Origin of the sequence: Streptomyces sp. NBC_01296 (assembly GCF_035984415.1) — a bacterium.
GTDB lineage: Bacteria > Actinomycetota > Actinomycetes > Streptomycetales > Streptomycetaceae > Streptomyces.
Genome location: NZ_CP130720.1, coordinates 6,290,506 through 6,316,675 on the forward strand (window position 1 = coordinate 6,290,506; position 26,170 = coordinate 6,316,675).

The 26,170-nt window shown below is 72.5% G+C and carries 33 protein-coding genes and 1 tRNA gene; 15 read left to right on the forward strand and 19 right to left on the reverse strand.

The window, feature by feature from the left end:
- Positions 1-22: 22 nt before the first annotated feature.
- Positions 23-364 (reverse strand): hypothetical protein, encoded by a 342-nt coding sequence (locus OG299_RS28635; protein ID WP_327363030.1) that lies wholly within the window; start codon positions 362-364, stop codon positions 23-25.
- On the opposite strand from OG299_RS28635, the gene OG299_RS28640 reads away from it, so the two are divergent.
- Both OG299_RS28640 and OG299_RS28645 read left to right on the forward strand, forming a co-directional pair.
- The gene (locus OG299_RS28640) at positions 363-737 is read left to right on the forward strand and encodes a hypothetical protein (RefSeq protein ID WP_327363031.1); all 375 of its coding nucleotides are present in this window, start codon (positions 363-365) and stop codon (positions 735-737) included. The genes OG299_RS28635 and OG299_RS28640 overlap by 2 nt on opposite strands.
- A gap of 235 nt (positions 738-972) precedes the next feature.
- Positions 973-2,250 carry a DUF1906 domain-containing protein gene (locus OG299_RS28645; RefSeq protein WP_266630203.1) on the forward strand — a complete coding sequence of 426 codons (1,278 nt, stop codon included), beginning with the start codon at positions 973-975 and terminating at the stop codon, positions 2,248-2,250.
- On the opposite strand, the gene OG299_RS28650 is transcribed toward OG299_RS28645, so the two are convergent.
- The 9 genes from OG299_RS28650 to OG299_RS28690 all read right to left on the reverse strand — a co-directional run bounded on the left by OG299_RS28650 (position 2,247) and on the right by OG299_RS28690 (position 8,430).
- Positions 2,247-2,921 (reverse strand): contact-dependent growth inhibition system immunity protein, encoded by a 675-nt coding sequence (locus OG299_RS28650; RefSeq protein WP_266630205.1) that lies wholly within the window; start codon positions 2,919-2,921, stop codon positions 2,247-2,249. The genes OG299_RS28645 and OG299_RS28650 overlap by 4 nt on opposite strands.
- 12 nt (positions 2,922-2,933) lie before the next feature.
- On the reverse strand, positions 2,934-3,233 hold the full coding sequence (locus OG299_RS28655; protein ID WP_266630207.1) for an RNase A-like domain-containing protein: 300 nt from the start codon (positions 3,231-3,233) through the stop codon (positions 2,934-2,936).
- Between the two features lie 25 nt (positions 3,234-3,258).
- The gene (locus OG299_RS28660) at positions 3,259-3,837 is read right to left on the reverse strand and encodes a hypothetical protein (protein ID WP_266993946.1); all 579 of its coding nucleotides are present in this window, start codon (positions 3,835-3,837) and stop codon (positions 3,259-3,261) included.
- Positions 3,838-3,845: 8 nt separating this feature from the next.
- The gene (locus OG299_RS28665) at positions 3,846-5,549 is read right to left on the reverse strand and encodes an RNase A-like domain-containing protein (protein ID WP_327363032.1); all 1,704 of its coding nucleotides are present in this window, start codon (positions 5,547-5,549) and stop codon (positions 3,846-3,848) included.
- The gene (locus OG299_RS28670) at positions 5,549-5,854 is read right to left on the reverse strand and encodes a WXG100 family type VII secretion target (RefSeq protein WP_266630212.1); all 306 of its coding nucleotides are present in this window, start codon (positions 5,852-5,854) and stop codon (positions 5,549-5,551) included. Before OG299_RS28670 ends, OG299_RS28665 begins: the two co-directional genes overlap by 1 nt.
- Before the next feature lie 27 nt (positions 5,855-5,881).
- A complete protein-coding gene (locus OG299_RS28675) occupies positions 5,882-6,322 on the reverse strand; it encodes a WXG100 family type VII secretion target (protein WP_266630214.1) in 441 nt (146 codons plus the stop codon).
- Between the two features lie 111 nt (positions 6,323-6,433).
- The gene (locus OG299_RS28680; protein WP_266630216.1) at positions 6,434-6,967 is read right to left on the reverse strand and encodes a pyridoxamine 5'-phosphate oxidase family protein; all 534 of its coding nucleotides are present in this window, start codon (positions 6,965-6,967) and stop codon (positions 6,434-6,436) included.
- Positions 6,968-7,003: 36 nt separating this feature from the next.
- On the reverse strand, positions 7,004-7,732 hold the full coding sequence (locus OG299_RS28685; protein WP_266630218.1) for a VWA domain-containing protein: 729 nt from the start codon (positions 7,730-7,732) through the stop codon (positions 7,004-7,006).
- Complete coding sequence (locus OG299_RS28690; RefSeq protein WP_327363034.1) at positions 7,729-8,430, reverse strand: PadR family transcriptional regulator; 702 nt, start codon at positions 8,428-8,430, stop codon at positions 7,729-7,731. Before OG299_RS28690 ends, OG299_RS28685 begins: the two co-directional genes overlap by 4 nt.
- A 95-nt stretch (positions 8,431-8,525) precedes the next feature.
- Here OG299_RS28690 and OG299_RS28695 point away from each other — a divergent pair, with 95 nt between their 5' ends.
- Together OG299_RS28695 and OG299_RS28700 are read left to right on the forward strand one after the other, a co-directional pair.
- Complete coding sequence (locus tag OG299_RS28695; protein WP_327363035.1) at positions 8,526-9,251, forward strand: SDR family NAD(P)-dependent oxidoreductase; 726 nt, start codon at positions 8,526-8,528, stop codon at positions 9,249-9,251.
- A complete protein-coding gene (locus tag OG299_RS28700; protein WP_327363036.1) occupies positions 9,248-10,186 on the forward strand; it encodes an alpha/beta hydrolase in 939 nt (312 codons plus the stop codon). Before OG299_RS28695 ends, OG299_RS28700 begins: the two co-directional genes overlap by 4 nt.
- 3 nt (positions 10,187-10,189) lie before the next feature.
- Here the strand turns inward: OG299_RS28700 and OG299_RS28705 are convergent.
- Positions 10,190-10,264 (reverse strand) — tRNA-Ala (locus OG299_RS28705).
- A gap of 67 nt (positions 10,265-10,331) precedes the next feature.
- Here OG299_RS28705 and OG299_RS28710 point away from each other — a divergent pair.
- From OG299_RS28710 to OG299_RS28725, 4 genes are all read left to right on the forward strand, one after another.
- The gene (locus OG299_RS28710; RefSeq protein ID WP_266630226.1) at positions 10,332-10,649 is read left to right on the forward strand and encodes a hypothetical protein; all 318 of its coding nucleotides are present in this window, start codon (positions 10,332-10,334) and stop codon (positions 10,647-10,649) included.
- Positions 10,650-10,697: 48 nt separating this feature from the next.
- Positions 10,698-11,048, forward strand: coding sequence for a hypothetical protein (locus OG299_RS28715; protein WP_327363038.1), 351 nt, complete (start codon positions 10,698-10,700; stop codon positions 11,046-11,048).
- A 65-nt stretch (positions 11,049-11,113) separates the two neighbouring features.
- Positions 11,114-11,857: a class I SAM-dependent methyltransferase gene (locus OG299_RS28720; RefSeq protein WP_266630234.1), complete on the forward strand. Its 744-nt coding sequence runs from the start codon at positions 11,114-11,116 to the stop codon at positions 11,855-11,857.
- On the forward strand, positions 11,854-12,237 hold the full coding sequence (locus OG299_RS28725) for a DUF2568 domain-containing protein (RefSeq protein ID WP_266630237.1): 384 nt from the start codon (positions 11,854-11,856) through the stop codon (positions 12,235-12,237). The genes OG299_RS28720 and OG299_RS28725 overlap by 4 nt, the downstream gene beginning before the upstream one ends.
- Here OG299_RS28725 and OG299_RS28730 read toward each other — a convergent pair.
- Both OG299_RS28730 and OG299_RS28735 read right to left on the reverse strand, forming a co-directional pair.
- Positions 12,219-13,232 (reverse strand): acyl-CoA dehydrogenase family protein, encoded by a 1,014-nt coding sequence (locus OG299_RS28730; protein ID WP_327363039.1) that lies wholly within the window; start codon positions 13,230-13,232, stop codon positions 12,219-12,221. The two genes, OG299_RS28725 and OG299_RS28730, sit on opposite strands and share 19 nt — an antisense overlap.
- Positions 13,232-14,377: an acyl-CoA dehydrogenase family protein gene (locus tag OG299_RS28735; RefSeq protein ID WP_266630241.1), complete on the reverse strand. Its 1,146-nt coding sequence runs from the start codon at positions 14,375-14,377 to the stop codon at positions 13,232-13,234. Before OG299_RS28735 ends, OG299_RS28730 begins: the two co-directional genes overlap by 1 nt.
- A gap of 73 nt (positions 14,378-14,450) precedes the next feature.
- Between OG299_RS28735 and OG299_RS28740 the strand changes: the two genes are divergently transcribed.
- The 5 genes from OG299_RS28740 (at position 14,451) to OG299_RS28760 (ending at position 19,267) form a co-directional block, all read left to right on the forward strand.
- Positions 14,451-15,248, forward strand: coding sequence for an SDR family oxidoreductase (locus tag OG299_RS28740; protein ID WP_327363040.1), 798 nt, complete (start codon positions 14,451-14,453; stop codon positions 15,246-15,248).
- A 63-nt stretch (positions 15,249-15,311) separates the two neighbouring features.
- A complete protein-coding gene (locus OG299_RS28745; RefSeq protein WP_389867155.1) occupies positions 15,312-15,899 on the forward strand; it encodes a TetR/AcrR family transcriptional regulator in 588 nt (195 codons plus the stop codon).
- A gap of 19 nt (positions 15,900-15,918) precedes the next feature.
- Positions 15,919-17,076: an acetyl-CoA C-acetyltransferase gene (locus tag OG299_RS28750; protein ID WP_327363041.1), complete on the forward strand. Its 1,158-nt coding sequence runs from the start codon at positions 15,919-15,921 to the stop codon at positions 17,074-17,076.
- Between the two features lie 227 nt (positions 17,077-17,303).
- On the forward strand, positions 17,304-17,510 hold the full coding sequence (locus tag OG299_RS28755; protein WP_030707191.1) for a cold-shock protein: 207 nt from the start codon (positions 17,304-17,306) through the stop codon (positions 17,508-17,510).
- Between the two features lie 101 nt (positions 17,511-17,611).
- On the forward strand, positions 17,612-19,267 hold the full coding sequence (locus OG299_RS28760) for a DEAD/DEAH box helicase (protein WP_327363042.1): 1,656 nt from the start codon (positions 17,612-17,614) through the stop codon (positions 19,265-19,267).
- A gap of 99 nt (positions 19,268-19,366) precedes the next feature.
- Here the strand turns inward: OG299_RS28760 and OG299_RS28765 are convergent, their stop codons facing one another.
- From OG299_RS28765 to OG299_RS28785, 5 genes are read right to left on the reverse strand one after another with little or no spacing between them, the layout of a single operon-like run.
- Positions 19,367-20,305, reverse strand: coding sequence for a tyrosine-protein phosphatase (locus OG299_RS28765; protein ID WP_327363043.1), 939 nt, complete (start codon positions 20,303-20,305; stop codon positions 19,367-19,369).
- 31 nt (positions 20,306-20,336) lie between these two features.
- On the reverse strand, positions 20,337-21,443 hold the full coding sequence (locus OG299_RS28770; RefSeq protein WP_323179108.1) for an NAD(P)H-dependent flavin oxidoreductase: 1,107 nt from the start codon (positions 21,441-21,443) through the stop codon (positions 20,337-20,339).
- 16 nt (positions 21,444-21,459) lie between these two features.
- Complete coding sequence (locus OG299_RS28775; RefSeq protein WP_327363044.1) at positions 21,460-22,197, reverse strand: CoA-transferase subunit beta; 738 nt, start codon at positions 22,195-22,197, stop codon at positions 21,460-21,462.
- A complete protein-coding gene (locus OG299_RS28780; RefSeq protein ID WP_327363045.1) occupies positions 22,194-23,045 on the reverse strand; it encodes a CoA transferase subunit A in 852 nt (283 codons plus the stop codon). Before OG299_RS28780 ends, OG299_RS28775 begins: the two co-directional genes overlap by 4 nt.
- A complete protein-coding gene (locus tag OG299_RS28785; RefSeq protein ID WP_266630259.1) occupies positions 23,042-23,815 on the reverse strand; it encodes an enoyl-CoA hydratase family protein in 774 nt (257 codons plus the stop codon). Before OG299_RS28785 ends, OG299_RS28780 begins: the two co-directional genes overlap by 4 nt.
- Positions 23,816-23,871: 56 nt before the next feature.
- Between OG299_RS28785 and OG299_RS28790 the strand changes: the two genes are divergently transcribed.
- Both OG299_RS28790 and OG299_RS28795 read left to right on the forward strand, forming a co-directional pair.
- Positions 23,872-24,636, forward strand: coding sequence for an SDR family oxidoreductase (locus OG299_RS28790; protein ID WP_266630261.1), 765 nt, complete (start codon positions 23,872-23,874; stop codon positions 24,634-24,636).
- 1 nt (position 24,637) lies between these two features.
- Complete coding sequence (locus OG299_RS28795; protein WP_266630263.1) at positions 24,638-25,546, forward strand: SDR family oxidoreductase; 909 nt, start codon at positions 24,638-24,640, stop codon at positions 25,544-25,546.
- Between the two features lie 49 nt (positions 25,547-25,595).
- On the opposite strand, the gene OG299_RS28800 is transcribed toward OG299_RS28795, so the two are convergent.
- The gene (locus OG299_RS28800; protein ID WP_327363046.1) at positions 25,596-26,069 is read right to left on the reverse strand and encodes a MarR family winged helix-turn-helix transcriptional regulator; all 474 of its coding nucleotides are present in this window, start codon (positions 26,067-26,069) and stop codon (positions 25,596-25,598) included.
- Positions 26,070-26,170 lie beyond the last annotated feature (101 nt).

Sequence of the window (26,170 nt, forward strand, 5' to 3'; positions counted from 1 at the left end):
CGGGCGCTGTGGCGTGTATGGGTCATTCGGGCTGGACGACCGTGGCGCCCCAGCGGGTGGACGGGGTCGAGGCCGTCACCCAGGTGCCGAAGCCGCCCTGGAGGCCGGTGCCGAGGGGGACGGTGACGAGGGCCGGGTCGGTCTCGGGGCAGTCGACCGTGAAGGGGGCCGGGTCGCGGTCCGGGTGGTTGTCGAGGTGGAAGGCCACCTCGATGCTGCCCGCGCAGCCGAAGGTGATGAAGGTGTCCAGTCGGGAAGAGAGGCCGCCCGAGACGAAGCCGCTGGAGCCCGTCTGCCCGGGTATCCAGATCAGCCCGTCGGGGCCCGGGTGGCCGACCGACGTCGCGCTCAGCTCCCTCGTCATGGCGCCGGTCGGCGGCGGCGAGGAGTCCGGTGCGCCGAAGGGCGGCTGGAACGGAAACCACGTCCAGCTGAAGGGTTCCGGAGACGGCACCTACCTGAGGGTGGGGGTCCTCAAACCCGGAGTCTGGGTCGTGTCCGATCCCGGTGCGGTGCTCGACCCCTCCGGCAGGGAGGTCCGCGGTGCCCAGGGCTGCGCGGATCCCAAGAAGGACGCCTTCGACTGCTTCGCCACGTCGAACCTCCACATAGAGGTCGACTACCAGCCCGCCGACCGCTACTGGACCTTCCAGTGGATCGAGACCGGGATCTTCCTCGCGCTCTCCGCGCTGCTGGCCGGGTTCTGCTCCTGGTGGCTGCGCCGCCGGACGGCCTGACCGGGACGAGGAGAGAAGGGGCGGCCGAAGCCAACGCAACTGGCTTCGGCCGCCCCTCGACCCTACTCGTCGGCGGCAGCGGGCCCGGCGCCCGTGGTGACGGGCCCGAGCCCGCTTCACTCGTGCAGGTGACGCGCGCCGACGGGCCCGGTCGGGCCGGACTGGGCCGGACGGGCCAACTGTGCTCGAAGCGCGCACAGTTCACGGGGGCCGGAGTCTGGTAACCATCTGGATCATGGCTCCCATCCGAACCCTGCTGAGCGGCTTGCTCGGCGCCGCCCTGCTGATTCCGGTCCAGCCCTGCGCCGCGGACGACGGCCGGATCGTCGAGTACCACGGGCTGCGGCTCACCGTCCCCGGGCAATGGCGGGTCGTCGACCTCGAGCGGAATCCCGACGCCTGTCTGCGGCTGGACCTGCCGACCCTGTACCTCGGGCACGCCGGCACCCAGGGCGAATGCACCGGCCGCGCCGTTCGGAGCCGGGCCGACACCCTGCACCTGGAGCCGCTCGACGGGGCCCCGGCGCGGGCCGACATCCCGACCCTGCGGGTCGAGGGGGCCGGCGGGATCCCCGAGGCGGAGGGGGACAGCCACGAGGTGCGGTACGCCCTGCGGCGGTCCGGGGTGATGGCCACCCTCTCGTACGGGGAAGCGCCCGACGCCGTACGAGAGCTGCTCGCGCGGGCCCGTACCGAGGACGCCGCCGCCCCCGGGGCCCACGGCGCCCCGGCCGAACCGGCTTCGGCCGTCGCCGGCCCGAAGGCCGTCACCGCCCAGGCGCCCTTCACCGGAGCCGGCTTCGACGCCTGCACCGCCCCGACCCAGCGCGCCATGGACGGCTGGCGCTCCGCATCCCCCTTCGGGGCGATCGGCATCTACATCGGCGGCCGGGCCCGGGCCTGCGCCCAGCCGCAGCTCACCGCCGGCTGGGTCCGCAAGCAGGCCGAGGCGGGCTGGCACCTGATGCCGCTCTGGGTCGGCCCGCAGCCCTGGTACGGCTCCGGCACCGGCCTGTCCACCGACCCCTCCGAGGCGAACCAGGAGGGCATCGAGGCCGCCGAGGGCGCCGTCCAGGCCGCCCGGGCGCTGGGTCTGGCCGACGGCACGGTGCTCTACAGCGACCTCGAGAACTACACGGACCGCGCCACCTGGGACCCGCCGGTCGTCGCGTACCTCACCGCCTGGACGGTCCGGCTGCACGAGCTCGGCTACCGCGCCGGCTCCTACGTCGCGGCGAGCTCCGGGGCCAAGGCGCTCAGCGTCCACCACGACCAGGCCCCGTGGGCCATGCCCGACGTGCTGTGGATCGCCTCCTGGAACGCCAAGGCCTCGGTCTCCGACTCTGATGTCGGCCTGCCCGCCGGTACGCACCAGTGGGCCGGCCGCCGCCGCGCCCACCAGTACCGCGGCGACCACGACGACACGTACGACGGGGTGACGATCAACATCGACCGCAGCTGGGTGGACGTGGACCCGTCCACCCTCGCCGTGGTCCGCGGGCCGGAGGTCTAGACGTACTCGGCGCGCGGTCCCGCCAGTCCCCGGGCCACGACGGTCAGCCAGGCGCTCGGCGCGTAGGGGGCCGGCGGATCGACCTCCATGCCCAGCTCGGCGATGCCGACCGCGTAGTCGACCTCCTCAAGGCCGAGGGCGAGCAGTTCGTGCACCTCACCGACGAGGCGCGCCACGACGGCCGGGTCTGCCGAGTCGGCGTAGTCGCGTACGGCGGCGTCGTGGTCGTCGAACTCGTCGGGCATGTCCTGCGAGAACCAGCCGCCCAGGAACTGGCCGAGCTCGGGGAAGCGGGCGTGCCACTCCCAGTGCGTCTCGGGCAGCGCCACCGGTGGTGGGACCCGTCCCTCCTCGACGCTCCGCCTGATGTGGTCGGCGAGCAGCAGCAGCCACTGCCGGATCTCGGCCTCGGGGAGGCCGATGTCCGGGACCGGGTAGAACTCGCCGAGGCGGCGGCGCAGTCGGCCGGGCGGATTCTCGGCGTAGGTGCGCAGCTGCTGCTCGGCGACGGACAGGGCCCAGGGCCGGGTGTGCCAGGTGTGGCGCAGGTAGGAGGTGAGGGCCTGACCGGGCCGGTCGGGGGTGTCGTCGGCGGCCAGACCGGCGTACGCGCTCATCACCTGGTCGAGCTCGCCGTAGCTGCGGTCGAACTCCAAGGGCTTCATGGACATGGGCCTGTGCCTCTACAGGTAGATCGGGAAGGTGCCGTGCACGACGAAGCCGAGCGGACTCTCCGGCTCCCGCCGGAGCACCACCCGCGCGGCCCGCACGTCCACGGCCCCGCGCCCGGCGAGCGCCATGGCCTGGATCAGGACGCGGCCGACCGGTTCCTCGCGCGACGGCCAGGCGGCTTCGACGGTCAGGCGGGGTCGGGTGCCCTGGGCGAGCCAGCGGTGGATGGCCTGCTCGTTGCGAGTGACGACCTGCTGGGTGGCCCACTGGGCGGTTTCCCGGTCGGGGTACGTGGCGGATCTGGTGAGCATGTGGTCTTCCCGGTTCGGGGGCGGATCAGGTGTTCTGGAAGTTCCAGAACACCGCGACTTCGTGGTCGTTCACGGCGATCAGCCCGGCGTCCCAGTCGTACTGGCTGAAGGAGTCGTAACTCCGGGAGGATTGCTTGTAGAAATCGGGACGGTCGCCCTTCCAGCCGAGGTTGGTGTAGAAGCGGGTGCCGTCCGGGAAGCGTGAAAGGAGCACGTCGGCCCGGCGTTCCCGTTCCGGCCTGCGCTCCTCCCAGCCCGGTGACAGGGAGAGATCCGCGCGGGGTGCGGACGCGAGCAGGACGAGCAGCGACCGCACCGAGGATCGGGGGAGCTCGCTCACCCTTGGCCGGTAGCGTTCGGCGTCCGCAGAGGTGGAGGGTGTCTCCAGCCACGGGAACAGCGGGTCTTCCCTGCGCTCGTCCTCTCCCTCGTAGGGGTCGATGGATTCCCAGCCCCGTGGGTCCCGGGTCCCCAGGCGCATGATCGCCCCGACGTCGATCCACCACTCGTCGTGTTCGCGCGGTGCGACGCCGACGAAAGTGCAGAGCCACTGGTACAGCTTGAGCGCGTCCGCCCAGGTTTCCGAGGTCAGGGGTTCCATCATCCGTTCCACTACTCAGGCGCCGACGTGTAGACGACGAACGGCGGGTTGAGGTTGGGGTCGTACCTGAGTTTCGTTGTCACGCCGTGCGTGTTCGCGGCGGGCAGTATCTTCTCGTCCACCACCTGCACGGACCGTCCGGTCACTGCGGGACCAATGAGCGGGCCTTCGATCGGGATCGAGGGGACCTTGACGACCAGGTCCTTCTTCGCAGGCGGTGGGTTCTTGAGCCAGTCCTGGATCTCCGGGGTGTTGTTTCGGATGTTGTACTGAGTGTATTTCTGCGCCGAATCCAGGTCCGCGAAGGTCGAGGAGGAGAGGATGTCGAACTTTCCGTTCGCACGCTGCTCGTCCTTGACCCGCTGCACGAGCTGCTCATCCGTCTTGCCGACGTGCTTGTCGATGGTGTGGGCGCCGTTCAGTCCCTCGTTCGTCGCCAGGTCCAGCGAGTACATGTACGGGAACGGGCTCTCCCCGCCGATCTGCCAGCTGTGTTCCTTCTTGAACTCGTTGAGCGAGCGGGCGCCGAAGCTCTGGGCCCGGGCGATCTCCGCCTGGTAGGTCGGGGCGCTCGTGATCGCGATCTCGAGTTCCGGGAGGAGCGCTCTGAGCTTGCCCGCCGCCTCGGTGAATTCCTCGTGGTAGGTCTCGACGACGGCGTTGCACCCCGCCTTGTCCATGTGGGACCGGAAGGAGAGCACGATCCGGCCGACCACCCCGCCGACCGCCATCTTGGTCAGGTTCGACAGGCTCAGGTCGGTCATGTCCGAGGCCGTGGCCTTCGCCGCGTTGATGCCGGCCTGGCTGGTGAACTTCCTGGTCTTCTCACCGACGTCGGAGACGTGTTCCAGCAGGCCCGCGACCTCGTCCGCGGTCTTCTTCAGGACGTCGACGATGGGACGCCGCCCGGACGGCGGGAGGTCCTTGGTGGTGCGCCACTGGCGGCCCGTCGGGCTCCGGTTCCCTTCCGTGTCCAGCTGCCTGCCCCACGCCGTGGTGCCCCAGATGGTCTGGCCGAAGGTCCGCATGGCCGTCTGCCACTCGCCCTTGTCCTTCGGGTCGGTGATCCCGGCGATGGCGGTGTTGAACTCGTCCGAGGCCTTCTCGGCCTCGGAGCCGAGCTTCTTCCAGGCCTTGGCCATGTCCCGGACATCGTCGTCCTTGATGCCCGGGGTGATCTCGTGGACCTTGCCGAGGCGGAGGCCGTGCTCGATGGCGGGCCGGATGACGTCCGCGAGGAAGTCGGGGAACTCGCCGATGACCCCGGAGATCCACCAGGAGTCGACGTCCTCGCCGGTGCCCGTCCATTTGATGGGGTTGACGGGTCCGTAGCGCGGAGGCTGGTTGATGACCACCGGCTCCGGCTGCTGCGCAGGCTGCGCCCCTTTGCGGCCGCCGGCCTCCCATTCGGCCAGTACGTAGTGGTTGGCGGTGTGGTTCAGGCCGACCGAGGCTCCGCCGGCACTGACCACGCTGCGGCCCCATGCTTCGAGGAACTTCGCGGTCACCTTCATGTAGGCGTCCGCGAACGCGTCCGCGCCCCGGCCGGTCCCGGCGGACTGGTTGTACTTGTTCAGCACGTCGACGAGGACGAACGCCCGCTCGGAATGGGCGAACTGGGCTTCCTTCACCAGGTCGGCCGCATGCTGGACGTGCACCGGCTGGACGTCGAAGCCCCCGTTCGCAGCCGGGGAGGGCGGCGTCGGGCCTGCCATCAGGCGGCCCCCCAGCCGCGCAGCACGGCCCGGTGCGCGGCAGCGTAGGTGAGGTGGCCGTTCACCACGATGTCGTGCAGCCAGGCCTGGGTGGCCTCCAGGTCCTGTGCGGACCGGTCCCACTTGTCGAGCTGGTCGACGAAAGTCCGGCGGGCCTCGCCGTCCCAGGTGAGCACAGCCTTCTCGACGCGCCGGTACAGCAGGTCCAGCTGCTCGTTGAGTGTCTTGAGGATCTCCTCGAGATCCCCGGCCGCGCCCTGCAGCGTGGCGAAATCGACCGATATATGGCCGTCGTTCGGCGACATGAATCCCCCTGGTGCCTCTGGTTCTGCTTACAGATCCGCGATGCGGCTGCGCGGGCCCGACGGCGGCACGGCCGCGGCGTTGGGCGTGGACAGCTCGTCGGTCTGCGCCTGGATGTCCGCGTGCGACTGGAGTCGTCTGAAGCCGTCCAGGATTTCGAGCTCCTGCGCCGAGAACCCGTCCTTGCTCAGACGGATCGCCTTGGCCAGGAGCTTCATCGTCTGCCGGATGTGGACGGCGTCCTCGGCGGCGGCCCGGTGCTTGGCCCGGTACGCCTCCGAGGCCGGTCCGCGCCATCGGGCCTCGATGGCGTCCACGATCCCGTCCATGCGCAGGAGCTGCTTCTTCAGTACTTCCTGCATCGCGTCGAGGTCGTCGGCGAGCTTCTTGAGCGTGTCGCCGTTGACCGCGAGATCTGCTGCGGCGCCGGCCGCGCCGGTCGAACTCGCCGCATCAGGACCTGCGTTCACGGTGTCCCCTCCCCTGCGTGTGCCGTCAAGAGGTCGTCCGGCCGACCGTAGCAAATGCCGAGAACGGGCGAACTCCCGCAGACCCAGCAGTCGTTACGGCCGGCCGGACCGTCAGCCGGTCGGGGTGCCCGGGGTTTCCGCGGGCGGGTCCTCGCGCGGCGGCTCGTCGTCGTTGCCGCGGCGGATGGTGCGCAGACCGTGCCCCGGGGTCCACGAGCGCACCACCAGGTCGTCGCCCTCGACGCCGATGTGCACCACCTCCGTCAGGTCCGCGTGGAAGAGGTGGAACGGGTGCGGGGTGTCCGTCTCCTCCGCGTACCGGTGCAGCTCGGGCGGGTCCACGAGCTCGATCGCGCGCCCGGAGATCCGCACGTCCCCGTCCGGCATCGTCTCGCCCTCGCCGGGATTGGTGTGCAGCGCGAAGCGCGGGTCGTGCTGCAGGTCCTTGGCCTTCATCGAGCCCGGCATCATGCCGAGCCACAGCTCGCCACCGCGGATGTCGACATTCAGCCCGGCCAGCCGCGGGGAGCCGTCCCTGCGGAGCGTGCCGAGGACGTGGTGCGGGTACTGCGCGAAGCGTGCCTGGACGGCCGCCGCGAATTCCGGTTCCTGTTTCTCGAACACAGCCCAGTTGTTCGTCGTCATACGTCCATCAAAGCGCCTGGCACCGACAGGCGCCGCTCAGGCGCGCAGGATGCCCGCCGCGCGGGCGGACGCCAGCCAGGACGGGAACTCCATGACCAGCCGGTCGAACAGCACCGAGTCCGGCACCGCGCGCGGATCCGGCCCCGCGTGGAAATAGCCCGCATTGTCCACCACCCGCCGGGCCGGCACGGGCAGTTCGTCCAGCCGGCGCAGGAAGTCGAACTGCGTGCTGCGCGTCTGGCCGAAGCCGACGAACTGCCAGAACAGCGGGAGCCGGGCCGCCTTGCACAGGTACCTCTCCGCCGCCAACTTGTTGATCGGGCCGCCGTCCGTCTGGAAGACGACCAGAGCGGGTTTCGCCGACCCCGAATCCAGATAGTGGTCGATCACCGCGTCCATCGCCGCGTGGTACGCCGTCTTGCCCATGTGGCCCAGGCGGGAGGCGATCTCCGCGATCCGGCCCCGGTGCCCGGCGAGCGGGATCTCCTCCACCGCGTCGACATCGGTGGAGAAGAACACCACCGGCACGCGGCCGTCGTCGTCGAGGTGCGCGGACAGGCCCAGCACCCGGTCGGCGAGCGCCTGCACGGTGCCGTCCTGGTAGTACGGGCGCATCGACCCCGAGTAGTCCAGGACCAGGTACACCGAGGCGCGCCCGCCCTCCAGGCCGTGCTTGCGCAGCGAGACCCCTGCGCTCTTGTAGAGGCTCACGAGCGCCGGAGCGGTCGCTTCCATCTTGCGGAGGTCGATCGCGCTGCCCGTCATGGGGCCGAGGTTACGTCAGCCCGTGGCGGCGCAACCCCGGCGTGCGGCAGCGGGCCACGGCGCACCCGCGGCTCCGCGCGCTCGTCGGCCGGCGCCGGGAGGTCGCCGCGTTCCGGCGCCGCGAGGCTGCCGGGCTCCAGCGCCGCGAGGTCGTCGAGCATGGCGGCCGCGAGGTCCCGCTCGGAGGCGTGGTAGCGCTCGGCCCACTTGAGGGTGAGCGCCGGATGGGCCCGGGCGGGCCCGTCCTTCGCGCTCTCCCCGTCGGCCACCGCCCGCAGCCGCATCTGCTCCGCGAACTCCTGGTGATGCAGCAGGACCTCGCGCATCTGTCCGGGCTCCAGCAGGTGGCCCAGCCACAGCCGCAGCATCGGCCCGTGCTTGAGGACGGGCGGGTCGACCGGCGTCTCGCGGGCCCATGCCCGTACGGCCGCCATGCCCTCCGCGGTGATCCGGTACACCCGCTTGTCACGGGTGCCGGTCTCCTGGGCGACCCGTCGGGAGGAGGCGTAGCCGGCCTTCTCCAGGCGCTTGAGCTCGCCGTAGATCTGGCTGAAGGAGGGGCTCCAGTAGAAGAAGCGCAGCGAGCGGTCCGACCACTTCTTCAGGTCGTAGCCGGAGAGCTCCTCTCCGAAGGAGAGCAGCCCGAGCACCGCCCAACTGGTCGCCGGGAGCGGATGCTTGTTCGTCTCGTCTGCCACGGACCGCAGTCTACGACCGGTCTCCGCGGCACCCTTCCTCCCTTCGGATATGCCTGCTAGAAGTATTCCTATTAGGGATATGGGAGGGCTGACGGGTGATCTCGCTGGACGGGAAGGTCGTCGTCGTCACGGGCGCCGGACGCGGGCAGGGCGCGGCGGAGGCCCGGCTGTGCGCGGAGGCCGGCGCGCGGGTGGTCGTCACGGACGTACGGGAGGAGGAGGGCCGGGCGGTCGCGTCCTCGCTGGGGGACCAGGGGCTGTACGTACGGCACGACGTGGCCGAGGCGGACGGCTGGACGGAGGTCGTACGGGAGGCCGTGCGCGCCTTCGGCACGGTCTCGGTGCTGGTCAACAACGCGGCGGTGTGGCGCACGGCCCACGTGGAGCGGCAGCGGCCCGAGGAGTTCGAGGCGCTGCTGCGGGTGAACCTGCTGGGGCCGTTCCTGGGGATCCAGGCGGTGGCGCCGGTGCTGCGGGCGGCCGGGGGCGGCTCGATCGTGAACATCTCCTCCACGGCCGGGCTGGTCGGGATCCCGGGCCATGCGGCCTACGGGGCGAGCAAGTTCGGGCTGCGCGGGCTGACCCGGTCGGCGGCGCTGGACCTGGCGGGGGACCGGATCCGGGTCAACTCGGTGCATCCGGGGGCGATCGACACGCCGATGATCTCCGAGGTGTCCGGGCAGGACTGGTCCCACGTGCCGCTGGGGCGGATGGGGCGGCCGGAGGAGGTGGGGAAGCTGGTGCTGTTCCTCTGCTCGGACGCCTCCTCGTACGTGACGGGCACGGAGTTCGCGGTGGACGGCGGGATGACGGCGCGATGAGCGGAGGCGCGGTGAACGGTGGCGTGGCGGGCGGCGGTGCGACGAGTGGCGGCGCGGCGGGCGACTCCCTTTCCCCCGCGGCCCGGGCGCTGTGCGAGGCGATGGCGGCGGCGTTCCCGGGGCCGGGGGACGTGACGGCCCTGCGGGCGGCGGCCGTGGGCGGCCGGTCGACGGGCCCGGAGGTGGCCTCGGTGCGGGACGGCGACGCCTCGGGTGTCCCGGTCCGCGTCTACGACCCCGCGCCGGGCTCGGCGGGCCGCCCTCTGGTGGTCTGGTTCCACGGCGGCGGCTGGGTGATGTGCGGGCTCGACACGCACGACGCGGTGTGCCGGTCGCTGGCCGCGGGCTCGGGCGCGGTGGTGGTCTCGGCCGACTACCGCCTCGCCCCGGAACACCCCTGGCCGGCGGCGCCGGACGACGCGCTGACGGTTCTGCTGTGGGCTCGGGCGCAGGCGGTCGCGCTGGGCTGCGAGCCGGGCCGGGTGGTGGTGGCGGGGGACTCCAGCGGGGGCAACCTGGCGGCGGTGACCGCACTGCGGGCGCCCGAGCTGGTGGCGGGCCAGCTGCTGGTCTATCCGCCGCTGGACGCGGAGATGGCGGCTGCCTCGGTGTCACCGTACGGGGAAGGGCACTTCCACACCGCGGCCCACATGGCCTGGTACTGGGAGCAGTACGGCGGCGACCCCGCGCATCCGCACGTCTCGCCGCTGTGGGCCCGCGACCTGTCGGGACTCCCGCGCACGCTGCTGGTGCTGGCCGACTGCGACCTGCTGCGGGACGAGGGGCTGGCGTACGCGCGCCGGCTGGGCGCGGCGGGGGTGGACTGCGCGGTCCACGTGTACCCGGGGGTGTTCCACGGGTTCCTGGGCCTGCCGCTGCCGGCTGCCCGGGCGGCTCTGACGGCCGCCACGGCCTGGCTCCGGGCCGCGGGATAGGGGGGCGGGGCGGCCGGATTCGAACCGGCGTCCTCCTCCATGCTGTGTAGGCGCACTACCTCTGTGCTACGACCCCGCCCTTGTGGTGGAGGGTAGGCGCAGACCCGGCGGGGGCGCACGCGGATATCCCCGGCATGATGTGCTCATGTCGATGTTGCTCCGCAACGTGCTCGTCCTGGCCGTGGAGTTCGGCGCCGCGCTGCTGCTGCGCGAGCCGGGCGCTCCCTGGATCCCGGTGCTGCTGGCCGTGTTCGTCGTCGGCTCGGGCGTACTGCACGGCACCGAGGCCGAGTTCGTGCCCCGCTTCCTGGTCGCGCTGGCCGCGGTCGGCGTCGCCGAGCTGGGCGGCCGGGCCTGGGCCTCGCCGGACGCCCTCCCCACGGCCGGAACCGGGGCCGCGATCCTGCTGGCCGTCCAGACGCTGATCCTGATCCGCTACTCCCTCCGCCGCCGTCGCGCCTGACGAAACCTGCTGGTCACGCGGGAGGCGCCACGTCTAAGGTCGATTCCCATGTCCCCCACGACCACGACCACGCTCTGGCGCCCGACCGGCCCGGTCGAGCTCGACCTCGTCCGCGCGCTCGACCGGCGGGCCTGGCCGCCCAGGCTGCCCGAGCAGCCGATCTTCTACCCCGTCCTTAACGAGGACTACGCGATCCGCATCGCCCGCGACTGGAACGTCAAGCACGACGGCGCGGGCTTCGTGACGCGCTTCGAGGTCGACACCGAGTTCCTGGCCCGGTATCCGGTCCGGCAGGCGGGCGGGGAGACGATCCTGGAGCTGTGGGTGCCCGCGGAGGAGCTGGACGAGTTCAACGCGCACATCGTGGGCCGGATCGAGGTCGTCCACGAGTTCCGCTGAGCCGGAGTGCGGTCGGCGGGCGCAAGGCCCTTTTCCGGCGGCCGGAGATCGAAAACAATGGCGGTATGACGTCCACGCCACCCCGCGCCCACATCCGCGCCCGGTCCTTCGATACCGCCGCCCCGCTGTACTCGGCGAACCGGCCCGGGTATCCCGCGGAGCTGTTCGACGCCCTCGAGGTGCTGGCCGGGCGCGGGCTGCGGGGGGCCAGGGTGGCCGACATCGGGGCCGGGACCGGGATCGCCACCGGGCTGCTGCACGCCCGCGGGGCGGACGTCGTCGCCGTCGAGCCCGGCGACGGCATGGCCGCCGAGTTCCGGCGCGCGAACCCCGGGATCCCGCTCGTGCGCGGCGACGGCAACCGGCTGCCGCTCGTCACCGCCGGGTTCGACCTCCTCACGTACGCCCAGGCCTGGCACTGGACCGACCCCGCCCGCTCCGTCCCCGAGGCCCGCCGCGTGCTGCGCCCCGGCGGCGCGCTCGCGCTCTGGTGGAACGACATGGACACCGCCGTCCCCTGGATCGCCGCGCAGGACGAGCGGATCCGGGCCCTGTTCGACGCCGACGGGGTCACCTTCCGCGGGCTGCCGGCCGAACCGGCGTTCACCACCCGCGCAGTGCGCTGGTCGCGCCGGATCCCGCTCGACGTCCACCTCGCCAACCACGCCAGCCACTCCGCGTTCCTGATGCTCGGCCCCGAGGGCACCCGGGAGTTCCTCGACGCCGAGCGGGCCCGGCTGGCCCCGCTGTTCCCCGACGGGACGGTCGAGGAGCACTACGTCGTCACCCTCAGCGTGGCCGTCGCATGAGCCGCCGGCCCGGGGCGATACACCCCGCCGCGCAGTCGTTCTTCCTGGTCAACGAGGGCCTCGCCTTCGTGCTGGAGGTCGTGGCCCTCGGCGTCCTCGCCTGGTGGGGCTCCACCGTCGCCCTCTGGCTCGCCGTGGCCGCGCCGCTCGCCGCCGCCGCCCTGTGGGGGGCGTTCGCCGCGCCCAAGGCCCGCTTCTCCGTACCTCTCGCCGCGCAGCTCGCGGTGAAGGCGCTGGTGTTCGGCGGCGCCGCCCTCGCGCTCCTTGCGCTCGGGCAGCGGGCCGCGGGCCTCTGGTTCGCCGGGACCGTCCTCGTGAACACCGCTCTCGCCACGTACTACCGCTCTCGCCACCGCCCTCCCTACCCCTCCCGTTCCTGAAGCACCGCCGCCCGGCACGCCGAAGGTGAGCCCCAGGCGTCACGCAGCGGCCGCGCCTTGCGCAGCCACAGGGAGAGGTCGAGCTCCTCCGTGTAGCCGACGGCCCCGTGGAGCTGCAGCGCCGTCATGGCCGCCGCGTACGCCGCCTCGCCCGCGGCCAGCTTCGCCGCCGCGACCTCCCACGGGGCCAGGCCCAGCGCCGCCGCCCACACCAGCGGCCGCGCGAACTCCAGGCCCAGCAGCGTGTCCGCCAGCCGGTGCTTCACCGCCTGGAAGCCGCCGACCGGCGTGCCGAACTGCGTGCGCTGCTTCACGTACTGCACGGTGCTCGCCAGCAGGGCCTCGCCCACCCCCAGGCACTGTGCCGCCGTCAGCAGCCTCGCCCAGCCCAGGGCCGTCCCCGCCGCCTCCAGCACGCGGGGCCCGGCGGCCAGCAGCTCGCCCTGCGCCGCCGGCCGGGAAAGCCGGCGCGCCGGGTCCGTGGACCTCAGCAGTCCGCCCGCCCCGGCCTCGCCGCCACCCGCCAGCCGGAGCTCTCCGGCCGCAGACACCGTGAAGCGGTACGTCGCCGCGTCCGCGTCCAGTACGTACGGACCCCCGCCCGGCAGCGTCAGCGTGGCCAGGGCCTCGCCCGCCACCAGCCCCGGCAGGAAGCGTTTCGCCGGCCCCTCCTCCCCGTCCTCCCCGAGCCGCGCGAGCTCCGACAGCAGGACGGCCGCCGCAGCCGTCTCCACCGCCGGGCCCGGCATCCCCGCCCGGCCCAGCTCCACGAAGCCGAGGGCGAGCTCCACCGGCAGCAGCCCCGCTCCGTCGTACGCCTCGTCCGCCGCCAGTGCGAACAGGCCCGTCCCCGCGAGCCGGGACCACAGCGCCCGCCCGGGCCCGTGGTCCCCGGTGGCCCAGGCCCGTACGGCCGCCGGCACGTCCGAGGCGCCGAGCAGGCCGTGCAGCGTACGGGCGAAGTCCGACTGTTCCGCGGTCGGCAGGAAGCGCATCAGCGGCGGCCCTTCGGGAGGCCGAGCAGGCGCTCGGCGATGATGTCGCGCTGGATCTCGTTCGTGCCCGCGTAGATCGGCCCGGCCAGCGAGAAGACCCAGGGCTCCGCCCACGCGCCCTCCGCCAGCTCCGCGTCCGGGCCCAGCAGGTCCAGCGCCGTCTCGTGCAGGGCGATGTCGTACTGCGACCAGAACACCTTGTTCAGGCTGGACTCGGCGCCGATGCGCTCGCCCGCCGCGAACCGCGAGGCGGCCGCCCACGTGAACAGCTCGTACGCGCGCGCCCCGACCACCGCGTCCGCCACCCGGTCCCGCAGCGCGGTGTCCGCCGGATCCCCGGCCGCCCGCCACAGTGCGACCAGCCGGTCCGCCGCCGCGAGGAAGCGCCCCGGCGACCGCAGCGTCAGCCCGCGCTCGTTGCCCGTCGTCGACATCGCGATCCGCCAGCCCTGCCCCGGCTCCCCGATCACGTCCGCGTCCGGTACGAAGACCTCGTCGAGGAAGAGCTCCGCGAAGGCGGGCTTGCCGTCCAGCCGGCCGATGGGCCGCACCGTCACCCCCGGCGCCCGCAGGTCGAACATCAGGTACGTCAGCCCCTGGTGCGGTTTCGCGGCCCCCGGGTCGCTGCGGAAGATCCCGAACGCCCGGTCCGCGAAGGCCGCCCGCGAGGACCAGGTCTTCTGCCCGGACAGCAGCCAGCCGCCCCCGGTGCGCACGGCCCGCGACGTCAGCGAGGCCAGGTCGGAGCCCGACTCGGGCTCCGACCAGGCCTGCGCCCAGATCACCTCGCCGCTCGCCATCGGCGGCAGCACCCGTGCCCGCTGCTCGGGCGTCCCGTGGTCGAAGAGGGTCGGCGCGAGGAGGCTGATGCCGTTCTGGGAGACCCGGCCGGGCGCGCCCGCCGCCCAGTACTCCTCCTCGAAGAGCAGCCACCGCTCGATGTCCACGCCCCGGCCGCCGTACTCCTCGGGCCAGGACACCGCCGACCAGCGGTCCGCGTACAGCTGCGCCTCCCACTCCCGGTGCGCCGCGAAGCCCTCCGCCGTCTCCAGGGAGGGGAGGGGGGAGTCCGGGACGCGGCCGGCGAGCCAGGCGCGCGCCTCGGCCCGGAAGGCCTCCGCCTCCGGTGCGTGGGTCAGGTCCATCAGCTGTCCGCCTCCGTCACAGGGGCCCTCTCGACACTTCCCTAACAAGTGTTTGGTAGGTTAACGTACGGCCATGAGCCTGAACACCCCCAACACCCCCGGCTACGTGCCGGGTCACGGGCTGCTCCAGGGCCGCACCGCCGTCATCACCGCCGCCGCCGGGGCCGGCATCGGCGGGGCCACCGCCCGCCGCTTCCTGGAGGAGGGCGCCCGCATCGTCATCGGCGACGCGCACGCCCGCCGCCTGAAGGAGACCGAGGACGCCCTCGCGGCCGAGTTCGGCGCCGACCGCGTCGCCTCCCTCCCGTGCGACGTCACCGACGAGGACCAGGTCCGGGCCCTGTTCGCGCTCGCCGAGCAGACCCACGGCCGCCTGGACGTCGTCGTCAACAACGCCGGCCTCGGCGGCACCGCCGCCCTCGTCGACATGACCGACGAGCAGTGGGGCAAGGTCCTCGACGTCACCCTGAACGGCACCTTCCGCTGCACCCGCGCCGCCCTGCGCTCGCTGAAGGCCTCCAGACGGGGCGGGGTCATCGTCAACAACGCCTCCGTCGTCGGCTGGCGCGCCCAGACCGGCCAGGCCCACTACGCCGCCGCCAAGGCCGGCGTGATGGCACTGACCCGCTGTGCGGCACTGGAGGCGGCCGAGTTCGGCGTACGGGTCAACGCGGTCGCCCCGAGCCTGGCCATGCACCCGCACCTGGCGAAGGTCACCAGCGAGGAACTGCTGCGCGAGCTGACGGCCCGCGAGGCCTTCGGCCGCTACGCCGAGCCGTGGGAGGTCGCCAACGTCATCGTGTTCCTGGCCAGCAGCTACTCCTCGTACATGACCGGCGAGACCGTCTCGGTCAGCAGCCAGCGCGCGTAGGCCGAGAATGGGCGCGTGCCAACGAACCAGCCGACCCGGCCGACACCCAAGAAGAAGCCCCAGGTGACAGCCACGCCCGAGCGCCGCCGCGAGCTCCTCGACACCGCCGCCGAGGTCTTCGCCGCGCAGGGCTACAACGCCACCACCGTCCGCAAGATCGCCGACGCCGCCGGCATGCTCGCCGGCAGCCTCTACTACCACTTCGATTCCAAGGAATCGATGCTCGACGAGATCCTCTCGGCCTTCCTGAACGAGCTCTGGCAGGGCTACGACACCGTCCTCGCCGCCGGCCTGGGCCCCCGGGAGACCATCGAGGCCCTCGTCACCGAGTCCTTCCGGGAGATCGACCGGCACCGCGCCGCCGTCGCGATCTACCAGAAGGAGTCCCGCGCGCTGTCCACGCAGCCCCGCTTCCTCTACCTGTCCGACTCGCAGCAGAAGTTCGAGAAGGCCTGGCTGGGGACGCTGGAGCGCGGCGTCGCCGCCAAGGTCTTCCGGGCCGACCTCGACATCCGCCTCACCTACCGCTTCGTCCGCGACACGGTGTGGGTGGCGGCGTCCTGGTACCGGCCGGGAGGACAGCACAGCCCCGAGGAGATCGCCCGCCAGTACCTCTCGATGGTGCTGGACGGGATCGCCGTGCGTACGTAACCCGATCCGAGGAGTCCCGATGCCCGAGGCCTACATAGTCGAAGCGGTGCGCACCCCCGTGGGGCGGCGGAAGGGCGGCCTGTCCGCGGTCCACCCGGCCGACCTCGGCGCGCACGTCCTGAAGGCCCTGGTCGAGCGGTCCGGGGTGGACCCGGCCGCCGTAGAGGACGTGGTCTTCGGCTGCCTGGACACGGTGGGCCCGCAGGCCGGGGACATCGCGCGCACGGCATGGCTGGCGGCGGGGCTGCCGCAGGAGGTGCCCGGCGTCACGGTGGACCGCCAGTGCGGTTCCTCGCAGCAGGCCGTCCACTTCGCGGCGCAAGGCGTGCTCTCCGGGACCCAGGACCTGGTCGTCGCCGGCGGGACCCAGAACATGTCGATGATCCCGATCGCCTTCGCGTCCCGCCAGGCGGCGGAACCGCTCGGCCTCACGGAGGGCCCGTACGCGGGCAGCGAGGGCTGGCGGGCCCGGTACGGGGACGCTCCGGTCAACCAATTCCACGGCGCGGAGCTGATCGCGCGGAAGTGGGGGATCACGCGCCGCGACATGGAGGAGTTCGCGCTGCGGTCCCACCGGCGGGCCCTGCGCGCGATCGACGAGGGCCGTTTCGAACGCGAGACCGTCGCGTACGGGGACGTCCGGGTCGACGAGGGCCCCCGCCGGGACACCACCCTGGAGAAGATGGCGGGCCTGCGGCCGGTGGCCGAGGGCGGCACCATCACGGCGGCCGTCTCCTCGCAGGTCTCGGACGGCGCGGCGGCGATGCTCATCGCCTCCGAGCGGGCGGTCGCCGAACACGGCCTGCGCCCCCGGGCCCGCATCCACCACCTGTCCGTACGCGGCGAGGACCCGATCCGCATGCTGTCGGCGCCGATCCCCGCGACGGCGTACGCCTTGAAGAAGACCGGAATGTCGCTCGAGGACATCGACCTCGTGGAGATCAACGAGGCCTTCGCCCCGGTCGTCCTGGCCTGGCTGAAGGAGACCGGCGCCGACCCCGAACGTGTGAACGTCAACGGGGGGGCCATCGCGTTGGGCCATCCGTTGGGTGCCACGGGAGTGAAACTGATGACCACGCTGCTCCACGAGCTGGAGCGGACGGGGGGCCGCTACGGCCTGCAGACCATGTGCGAGGGCGGTGGTCAGGCCAACGTCACCATCATCGAGAGGCTGTGACCGCACGGCCCCGGCGCCGGGAACGGGGGCCGCGCCCCCGGTCCCCGTGCAGGTCGTACGCAGAAGGGGCTGGGAAGCCCGCGCCGAGGTGTGCTAGCTTTAGGAGCGTTGCAGTTGTGGTACCCATGAACTTTATGTGCGCCTGACGGGAATGCTCCGCAGGCGCTTTTATTGTTTTGCCGGAATCTCCGGATGGGGCCCTTTGCCGCCTATTCAGGAGATTTAAAATGGCACTTGGCACCGTGAAGTGGTTCAACTCGGAAAAGGGCTTCGGCTTCATCGAGCAGGACGGTGGCGGTCCGGACGTGTTCGCCCACTACTCGAACATCGCCACCCAGGGCTTCCGTGAGCTCCAGGAGGGCCAGCGCGTGTCCTTCGACGTCACCCAGGGCCAGAAGGGCCCCCAGGCGGAGAACATCCTCCCCGCCAACTAAGTACTTCAGCATGCCGGGGTCCGCACCGCGAGGTGCGGGCCCCGGCTTGTCTGCTGTCTCGACTTTTGTTTTACCTGCCGGTTTCAGGAGGGCTTTCTCGCATGACCAGCTCCAGCTCCGCACGACCCAGCCGCCGCCCCACCCGGGGTCGAGGTGCGGCTCAGGGACGTCCGAAGGCTGGCGCGGGACGGCAGAAGTCCGCCCCCGTCGCCCGGCCCCAGGAATTCACCATGCCCGAACCGCTGACCCCGGCCCTGCCGCCGGTGGCCGCGTTCGAGGACATGGGCATGCCCGAGGCGCTGCTCAAGACCCTCGCTGCCCAGGGCGTCACCGAGCCGTTCCCGATCCAGGCCGCGACGCTGCCGAACTCGCTCGCCGGCCGTGATCTGCTCGGCCGCGGCCGTACCGGCTCCGGCAAGACGCTTGCCTTCGGCCTGGCGCTGCTGGCCCGTACCTCCGGCCGCCGCGCGCAGCCGAAGCAGCCGCTCGCGCTGGTCCTCGTACCGACCCGTGAGCTCGCGCAGCAGGTGACCGACGCCCTGGCCCCGTACGCCACGGCCGTCAACCTGCGCATCGCGACCGTCGTCGGCGGCATGTCGATCAACCGGCAGTCCGGGGCCCTGCGCCGCGGCGCCGAGGTGCTCGTCGCCACCCCCGGCCGCCTGAAGGACCTCATCGACCGCGGTGACGCCGACCTCTCGCAGGTCGCCATCACGGTCCTCGACGAGGCCGACCAGATGACCGACATGGGCTTCATGCCGCAGGTCACCGCGCTGCTCAAGCAGGTCGAGCCCGAGGGTCAGACCATGCTGTTCTCGGCGACCCTCGACAAGAACATCGACAGGCTCGTCAAGATGTTCCTGCACGACCCGGTCGCCTTCTCCGTCGACCCGTCGGCCGGTGCGGTCAGCACGATGGAGCACCACGTCCTGTACGTCATGGACGAGACCGACAAGAAGGCCGTGGCGACGCGCATAGCCGCACGCGACGGCCGGGTGATCATGTTCGTGGACACCAAGCGCGGTGTCGACCGCATGGTCAAGAAGCTCCTGGCGGACGGCGTCCGCGCCTCCGGCCTGCACGGCGGCCGCTCGCAGCCGCAGCGCAACCGGACCCTGGACTGGTTCAAGACGGGCGAGGTCACCGCGCTGATCGCCACCAACGTGGCCGCCCGCGGCATCCACATCGACGACCTCGACCTGGTCGTCAACATCGACCCGCCGACCGACCACAAGGACTACCTGCACCGCGGCGGCCGTACCGCCCGCGCCGGCGAGTCCGGCAGCGTGGTCACCCTGGTGCTGCCCGACCAGAAGCGGGACATGACCCGCCTGATGTCGGACGCCGGGATCTCCCCGCGCACCGCGCAGATCAAGTCCTCCGACGAAGAGCTCTCCCGGCTCACCGGCGCCAAGGAGCCCTCGGGCATCCCCGTGGTGATCGAGGTGCCGCAGCAGCCGGCCCCGGCGGGCCGGCGCTCCGGCGGCCAGGGCGGCGGCGGCCGTTCCGCCAACCCGCGCCGTCGCTCCGGCGGCTCCTCCGCCGCACAGGGCGGCGCCGCGCCGGCCGGCGGCGGCGAGGGCCGTCCGCGTCGGGCCCGCTCCGGCGCAGGCCAGGGCGGCGGCCAGGGTGGCGGCCAGGGCGGCACCCGCGGTCAGGGTGGCGGCGGCCAGGGCGGTGCCCGCTCCGGCGGTGCTCCGGCCGGTGCGCGTCGCCGTTCGGGCGGCGGACGTCCCGCGGCGGGGCGTACGAGCTGACGCCCCGGGGCTCTGACGCCCTGAGGTTCTGACAGGTATTGCGGTACGCCGGGCAGCGCGAGGTGCGCTGCCCGGCGTACTGCTGTCCGGGCTGCCGTACTACCGCACCAGCCTGGTCTGGAGCTTCGTGAGCGTCCGCAGGTCCAGGCCGAGGCCGTCGGTGAGGTAGCCGTAGAAGCTGCCGTAGTCCGCGGCCAGTTGCGCGGTCGCCGCGTCCAGGTAGTCCTGGCGGACCTCCTGGAGCGGGATCAGCAGGTCCGGGTTCTGCATCCGCCCGGACTGCTTCAGGCCCGCCCGCACCTGCGCGTCGTACGCCGCGCGGAACGTGTTCGACGCGAGGTAGTCGCGCCCGGCCGTCTCCTCGGGGACGGCCAGGGCGCGCAGCAGGACGTAACTCATCCAGCCCGTCCGGTCCTTGCCCGAGGTGCAGTGGTACAGGAGCGGGCCCTGGCTGCCGTCCGCGATCTCCCGCAGCGTCGCCGCGAACTGCGCCCGGTTCTCGGGGCTGGTCACGAAGGTGCGGTAGATGTCGCGCATGTAGGCCTCGGCGCGGCCGCCCCCGAGCATCTGCTCCTGCGTGGCGGGATCGCCGCTGGAGATCGCGCCGACGAGCGTCCCGTACAGGCCGAGGTCGCTGACGGGGCGGGAGGTGGCGGCGAGCCCCGCGGGCAGCCGGTCGGCGCCGTCGTACTGGAGCTCCATGGGGATGCGGAAATCGACGACCTTCGTGAGGCCGAGACCGGAGACGGTGGTGATGTCTCCTTGCGTCAGCTTGCTGAGCGCGTCGGAGCGGTAGACCAGACCCTGGCGGACCTGGCCGCCGGTCCAGGTGCGGTAGCCGCCCAGGTCGCGGACGTTGACCGCGCCCTGGAGGGGGATCTGGCGAATCGGTTCCGCCTGCTGGGGGTACCGGCCGGTGGCGGAGGCGGTGGCGCCCGCCGCCGGCGCGGCGTACGCGGCGGAGGCGGCGGGCAGGGTGCCGATGGCGAGAGCGGAAGCGAGCACCGCGGTCACCAGGCGGATTCGGGCACGGCTCATCGGTGGCGACTCCTGAGGAGGAGAAGGGGGATCACCCTGGTGGTGGCAGGGCGTCGAGCGGGTGCGGGTGTTGCGGGTGCGGACGTTCCCCGTGCAGGCGTTCCAGCCGTGCCAGCACGGTGTGTGCCTCGGCCATGACGCGGGCGACGAGCTCCGCACAGGACGGCAGATCCTCGATCACCCCCGCGACCTGGCCCGATGCCATGACGCCGAGGTCCGTACGGCCCTCGACCATGGACGCCTTGAGGAGCATGGGGGTGTTCGCGGCGAGCAGCACCTGGCTCCAGGACAGGTCCTTGCCGTGCTTCATCGCGAGGCCGTCGCGCACCATCTGCGGCCAGGACAGCCCGGAGAGCCTGCGGAACGCGGCCGCGTGCCGGACCGCCCGGGCCAGGGCGCGGGTACGGCCCGCCCGCTCGAGGGACGCGACCAGCTCGGTACGCAGCATCCGGTGCGGCAGCCCGTCCACGGCCGTCGTCACGGTGACGTCCTTGACGCCCGCCGCCAGGTACCGGGCCTTCACCGCGTCCGGGACGGTGGAGTCCGAGGTCAGCAGGAAGCGGGTGCCCATGGCGATGCCCGCGGCCCCGTACGACAGCGCGGCGACCAGCCCGCGGCCGTCGTGGAAGCCGCCCGCCGCGACCACCGGGATGTCCACCGCGTCGACCACCTGGGGCAGCAGCACCGTCGTGGCCACGTCCCCGGTGTGCCCGCCGCCCTCGCCGCCCTGCACGATCACCGCGTCGGCCCCCCACGCCGCGACCTTCTCGGCGTGCCGCCGGGCCCCGATCGACGGGATCACCACCACACCCGCGTCCTTGAGCTGCGCGATCAGCTCCTTCGACGGGGCGAGCGCGAACGAGGCGACCCGTACGCCCTCGTCGATGATCAGCTGCACGCGCTCGGCGGCGTCCCCCGCGTCCGCGCGCAGATTGACCCCGAACGGGGCGTCCGTACGGGACCTGACCTCGCGGACCGCAGCGCGCAGCTCGTCCACGGTCATCGTCGCCGAGGCCAGGATGCCCAGGGCGCCCGCGTTGGCGGCGCCGGAGACCAGCCGGGGCCCGGCCACCCAGCCCATGCCCGTCTGCACGATCGGGTGCTCGACACCGACCAGTTTCGTGAACGGCGTCCGCATCGACATCGCCATCGCCTCAGACCCGCACTTCCCGGTCGCGCAACCCCTTCGGGTCGATCACCTCGCGGATCAGCCGCAGCTCCTCGGCGCTCGGCTCCCGCATGTACGGGACCTCGCCGGCGACCGCGAGGTCGAACCCGGTGGCCGCCCGGACCTGTTCGACGGTGACGCCCGGGTGGAGGGAGGCCAGGCGCATCGAGTGGTCCGGGCCGGTGAAATCGAGGACGCCGAGATCGCTGACCACCCGCGGGAGCCGGTGGAAGCGGGTCACCCCGGCCGCCTCCGCCCGGTCGTAGCCCACCCCGCTCACCATGTCGACGCGCTCGACGAACACCCGCGGGGAATGCTTCGGCACCCAGTAGCTCACCGGATTGTTGAGGGTGTTGACGGGCGCGCCGCGCACCCCGAGGAGCTGGCGGGCCGGCCGGGCCCAGTCGCCGATGCAGGAGATGTTCTGGTTGCCGAACCGGTCGATCTGACTGGCGCCCATCATCACGTGCCGCCGCCCGCCGGTGACCATCGTGAGGTGGCGGCGGTAGGGGAGCCAGCCCTCGGCCTCGCCGCCGAGGCCCACGAGCAGGGCCTCGCCGTCGGTCAGGAGGAGGTCGGGCGAGAAGGTCCGCTTCGCCAGCCGGGCCCCGAACGACGGGATCAGGCCCATCGGGCTGGCGAGCACCTCGCCGTTGCCGCGCCAGGCCTCGGCGCATGCGATCACGCAGTACTCCGCACGGGAGGCGGCCGTCGCTGTGCTCAATTCTGCTCCTCGTGCCAGGCCTGGACGGCCGACTGGTAGGCGTGCTCGCTGCCGCCGGAGAGGAAGCGCGCGCGGAACTCCGGCCAGGGGGTGGTCGCGTACAGCTTCTGGAAGGCCTCGTCGCGCCCGTGGTCGGGGACGCAGGAGGTGAAGTGCGCCCCGTTCGGGGTCTCGACGACACCGGTCACGGAATGCCGGCTGACGAGCAGGGACTGCGGGGGCCCGGCCTTGGAGAGCTCGGCGGTCTCCACGAGCTGCTCGCAGGAGAGGTACGCGGCATCGGCGGCCTCGCAGAACAGGTCGTCGAAGTACGGGTCCGGACCCAGGTACTGGCCGTTGCCGAGGCGGTCGGCACGGTTGAGGTGGACCAGCGCGGCGTCCATGCGCAGGGCGGGGACGGCGACGAGCTCCTCGCCGTCGGCGTAGGGGGAGGTGACGGTCCGCAGCTCCGGGTTGACCCGCATGACGTCGGAGCCGAGGCCGGCGCGGACGGGGAGGAAGGGGAGCCGGTTCGCGGCGGCGTGCAGGCCCCACATGAACATGGCCTCGTCGAGCTCGGTGAAGGCGAAGGCGCCGCTCTCGCGGGCCGCCCGGAAATGCGGCTCCAGCGGGATGGAGTCGAGCGTGGCGAAGGGCGCGACGAGCTTGCGGATCCGGCCGGCGGCCGCGAGCAGGCCGACGTCGGGGCCGCCGTACGAGATCACGGTGAGATCGGTGATCTCGGAACGGAGCAGTGCCCGCACCAGGGCCATGGGCTTGCGCCGCGACCCCCAGCCGCCGATGCCCAGGGTCATCCCGCTGCGCAGCTGCCCGACCACCTCTTCGGGGGTCATCGTCTTGTCGGTCATGAGCGCTCCTTCTCTGCAGGCTCTCCCTCTGCGGGCTCTCCGAAGGTGTCGCGGACCCGGTCGGCCACCCCGCTGAGGTTGGCCTCGAAGGTGAACCCCTGCTCGAAGCGGTAGCTGCGCCGCACGTCGACGGGGTCGATGCCGTTGATGGCCGCCTTGGCCAGCCGGATCAGGTAGCCGTCCTTCTGCGCGATCTCGGCGGCCAGTTCGAGGGCCGCCGCCCGCAGCTCCGTCCGCGGGACCACCCGCCACACCGAGCCGTGCGCGTGCAGTTCGGCGGCGGTGGCGGTGCGCGAGGTGTAGTACAGGGCGCGCATCAGGTGCTGCGGGACCAGGCGGGCCAGGTGGGTGGCGGCGCCGAGCGCGCCCCGGTCGAGCTCCGGCAGCCCGAAGGTCGCGTCCTCGCTCGCCACGATCGCGTCGGCGTTGCCGGCGAGGCCGATGCCGCCGCCCAGGCAGAACCCGTGCACGGCCGCGACGACGGGCACCTCGCACTCGTACACGGCGGCGAAGGCCTCGTAGCAGCCGCGGTTCGCGCCGATCAGGGCGGCGTGGCCGGTGTCGCGCTGCATCTCCTTGATGTCGACGCCGGCGTTGAACCCGCGTCCTTCGGCGGCCAGTACGACACACCGGGTCTCGGGATCGCGGCCGGCCGCGCGCAGGGCGTCGGCGAGGTCGTACCAGCCCTGCACGGGAAGCGCGTTGACGGGCGGGAAGTCGACGGTGACAAGTGCGATGCCCTTGCCGGGGCTTGAGGTGGAGACACCCATGAGAGGATCAGCTACCTTTCCACCAAACATTTGTTAGGTGAGGAAGGTAGCAGCCTATGGAGCTCGACGGGAGGGTTGTCGTCGTCACCGGCGGAACCCGCGGCGTCGGCGCCGGCATCGCCCGGTCGTTCCTCGGGGCGGGCGCCGAAGTCGTCGTCTGCGCCCGCCGCCCGCCGCACGAACCGGTGTGCGCGGACGGGCGCACGGCCTCGTTCACCGCGCTGGACCTGCGCGATCCGGCCGCCGTCCAGGAGTTCTTCGACGCGGTCGGGCGCCGGTACGGGCGGCTCGACTGCCTGGTGAACAACGCGGGCGGAACCCCGTACCGGCTGCTGGGGGAGGGTGAGGCGCAGCGGCACGCGCGCGTCGTCGAGCTGAACCTGCTGGCGCCGATGACGGCCTCGCTGGCGGCGTACCCGCTGCTGCGCGAGGCGCACGGCTCGGTGGTGATGATCGGCAGCGTCAGCGGGACCCGGCCCTCGCCCGGGACGGCCGCGTACGGGGCGGCGAAGGCGGGGCTGGAGAACCTGGCCCGGTCCATGGCCGTGGAATGGGCGCCCGAGGTACGGGTGAACTCGCTCGTGCTGGGCATGGTGCGGACCGAGCTCGCGCACTTGCACTACGGGGACGAGGCGGGGATCGCGGCCGTGGGCGCCACGGTCCCGCTGGGAAGGCTGGCGGAGCCCGCGGACGTCGGGGCGGCGGCGGTGTTTCTGGCCTCCGGCCGGGCGGGGTATGTCAGCGGGGCGAGCCTGCTCGTGCACGGGGGCGGGGAGCGCCCGGCGTTTCTGGATGCGGCAACGGTCAACAAGGAGAGCTGAGATGGGACTTGCCGAGGGTCGTGTGGTCATCGTGACGGGCGCGGGGCGGGGGCTGGGCCGGGCCCACGCGCTGGCCTTCGCGGCGGAGGGGGCCAAGGTCGTCGTCAACGACCTGGGCGTGGGCCTGGACGGGCAGCCGGGGGAGGACAGCCCGGCCGGGCAGGTGGTCGCGGAGATCCGGGCGCTGGGCGGCGAGGCGGTGGCGCACGGCAAGGACATCGCATCCCCCGAGGGTGCGTCCTCGCTGGTCGGGGCGGCCCTGTCGGCGTTCGGCCGGCTGGACACGCTGGTCAACAACGCCGGGTTCCTGCGGGACCGGATGCTGGTGAACCTGGAGGAGGCGGACTGGGACGCGGTGATGCGCGTGCACCTGAAGGGGCACTTCCTGCCCCTGAAGTACGCGGCCGCGCACTGGCGGGCCGAGGCGAAGTCGGGCCGGGCGGTGGCGGCGCGGGTGGTCAACACCTCCTCGGGGGCCGGCCTGCTGGGCTCGGTCGGGCAGGGCAACTACAGCGCGGCCAAGGCCGGCATCCTCGGCATGACGCTGGTCGCGGCGGCGGAGATGGGCCGGTACGGGGTCCAGGTCAACGCGATCGCCCCGGCGGCGCGGACGCGGATGACGGAGCAGACGTTCGCCGAGACCATGGCGGACCCGGGGGAGGGCGCCTTCGACGCGATGGCCCCGGAGAACGTGTCGCCGCTGGTGGTGTGGCTGGGCTCGGACGCCTCGGCGGGCGTCACGGGCCGGGTCTTCGAGGCGGAGGGCGGCCGGATCACGGTGATGGAGGGCTGGCGCCCCGGCCCGACGGCGGACCGCGGAGCCCGCTGGACCCCGGCCGAGGCGGGCGAGACGGCGACGAAGCTCCTCGCGGAATCCGAACCCCCGCACCCGGTCTACGGGGCCGAGTAGGCCGGGGTGCGGGGCGCAGGGGTCCGGGCGCGGTGGTCCGGTCGCCGGGTCAGGACTCCGACAGGCGGGTCGCCGCGCGCAGTTGGCGGGCGTTGGAGCCCTGGAGGAAGCGGATCACGGTCTCCAGCTCCGCCGTCGTGAACTCGTCGCACAGCTCCGCGACCTCACGGGCCCAGTCGTCGAACACCGGCTGGATCTCCGCCAGCCGCTCCGGCAGCGCCTCCACCAGGACCCGCCGCTTGTCCGTCGGGTGCTTGACCCGGCGGACACAGCCCTTGCGTTCGAGCCGGTCGACCAGGCCCGTCACCGAGGCCGGGGCCAGTCCCGACTGCTCGGACAGCTCCTTCGCGGTCAGCGGGCCGCGCCGCATGAGCAGGTCCAGGGTCTTCGTCTCGGTGGCACTGAGCCCCTGCTTGGCGGCGGCCGCCTCGTGGAACACCACGGTCGCCGCGCTCGTCTCGCGGCCCGTGCGGTTCAGCTCGGCCAGTACCGCTTCCCGGCGGGGGTCCGTCTCGTCGCTCATGGCATCCACCGTACCAAGTATTTAGTTCGGGCGAACGAAAGAGTTGCGATCACGCGCGCCTCCGTGTCAGTCTTTCGTTCGTCCGAACGAAATACTTTGGA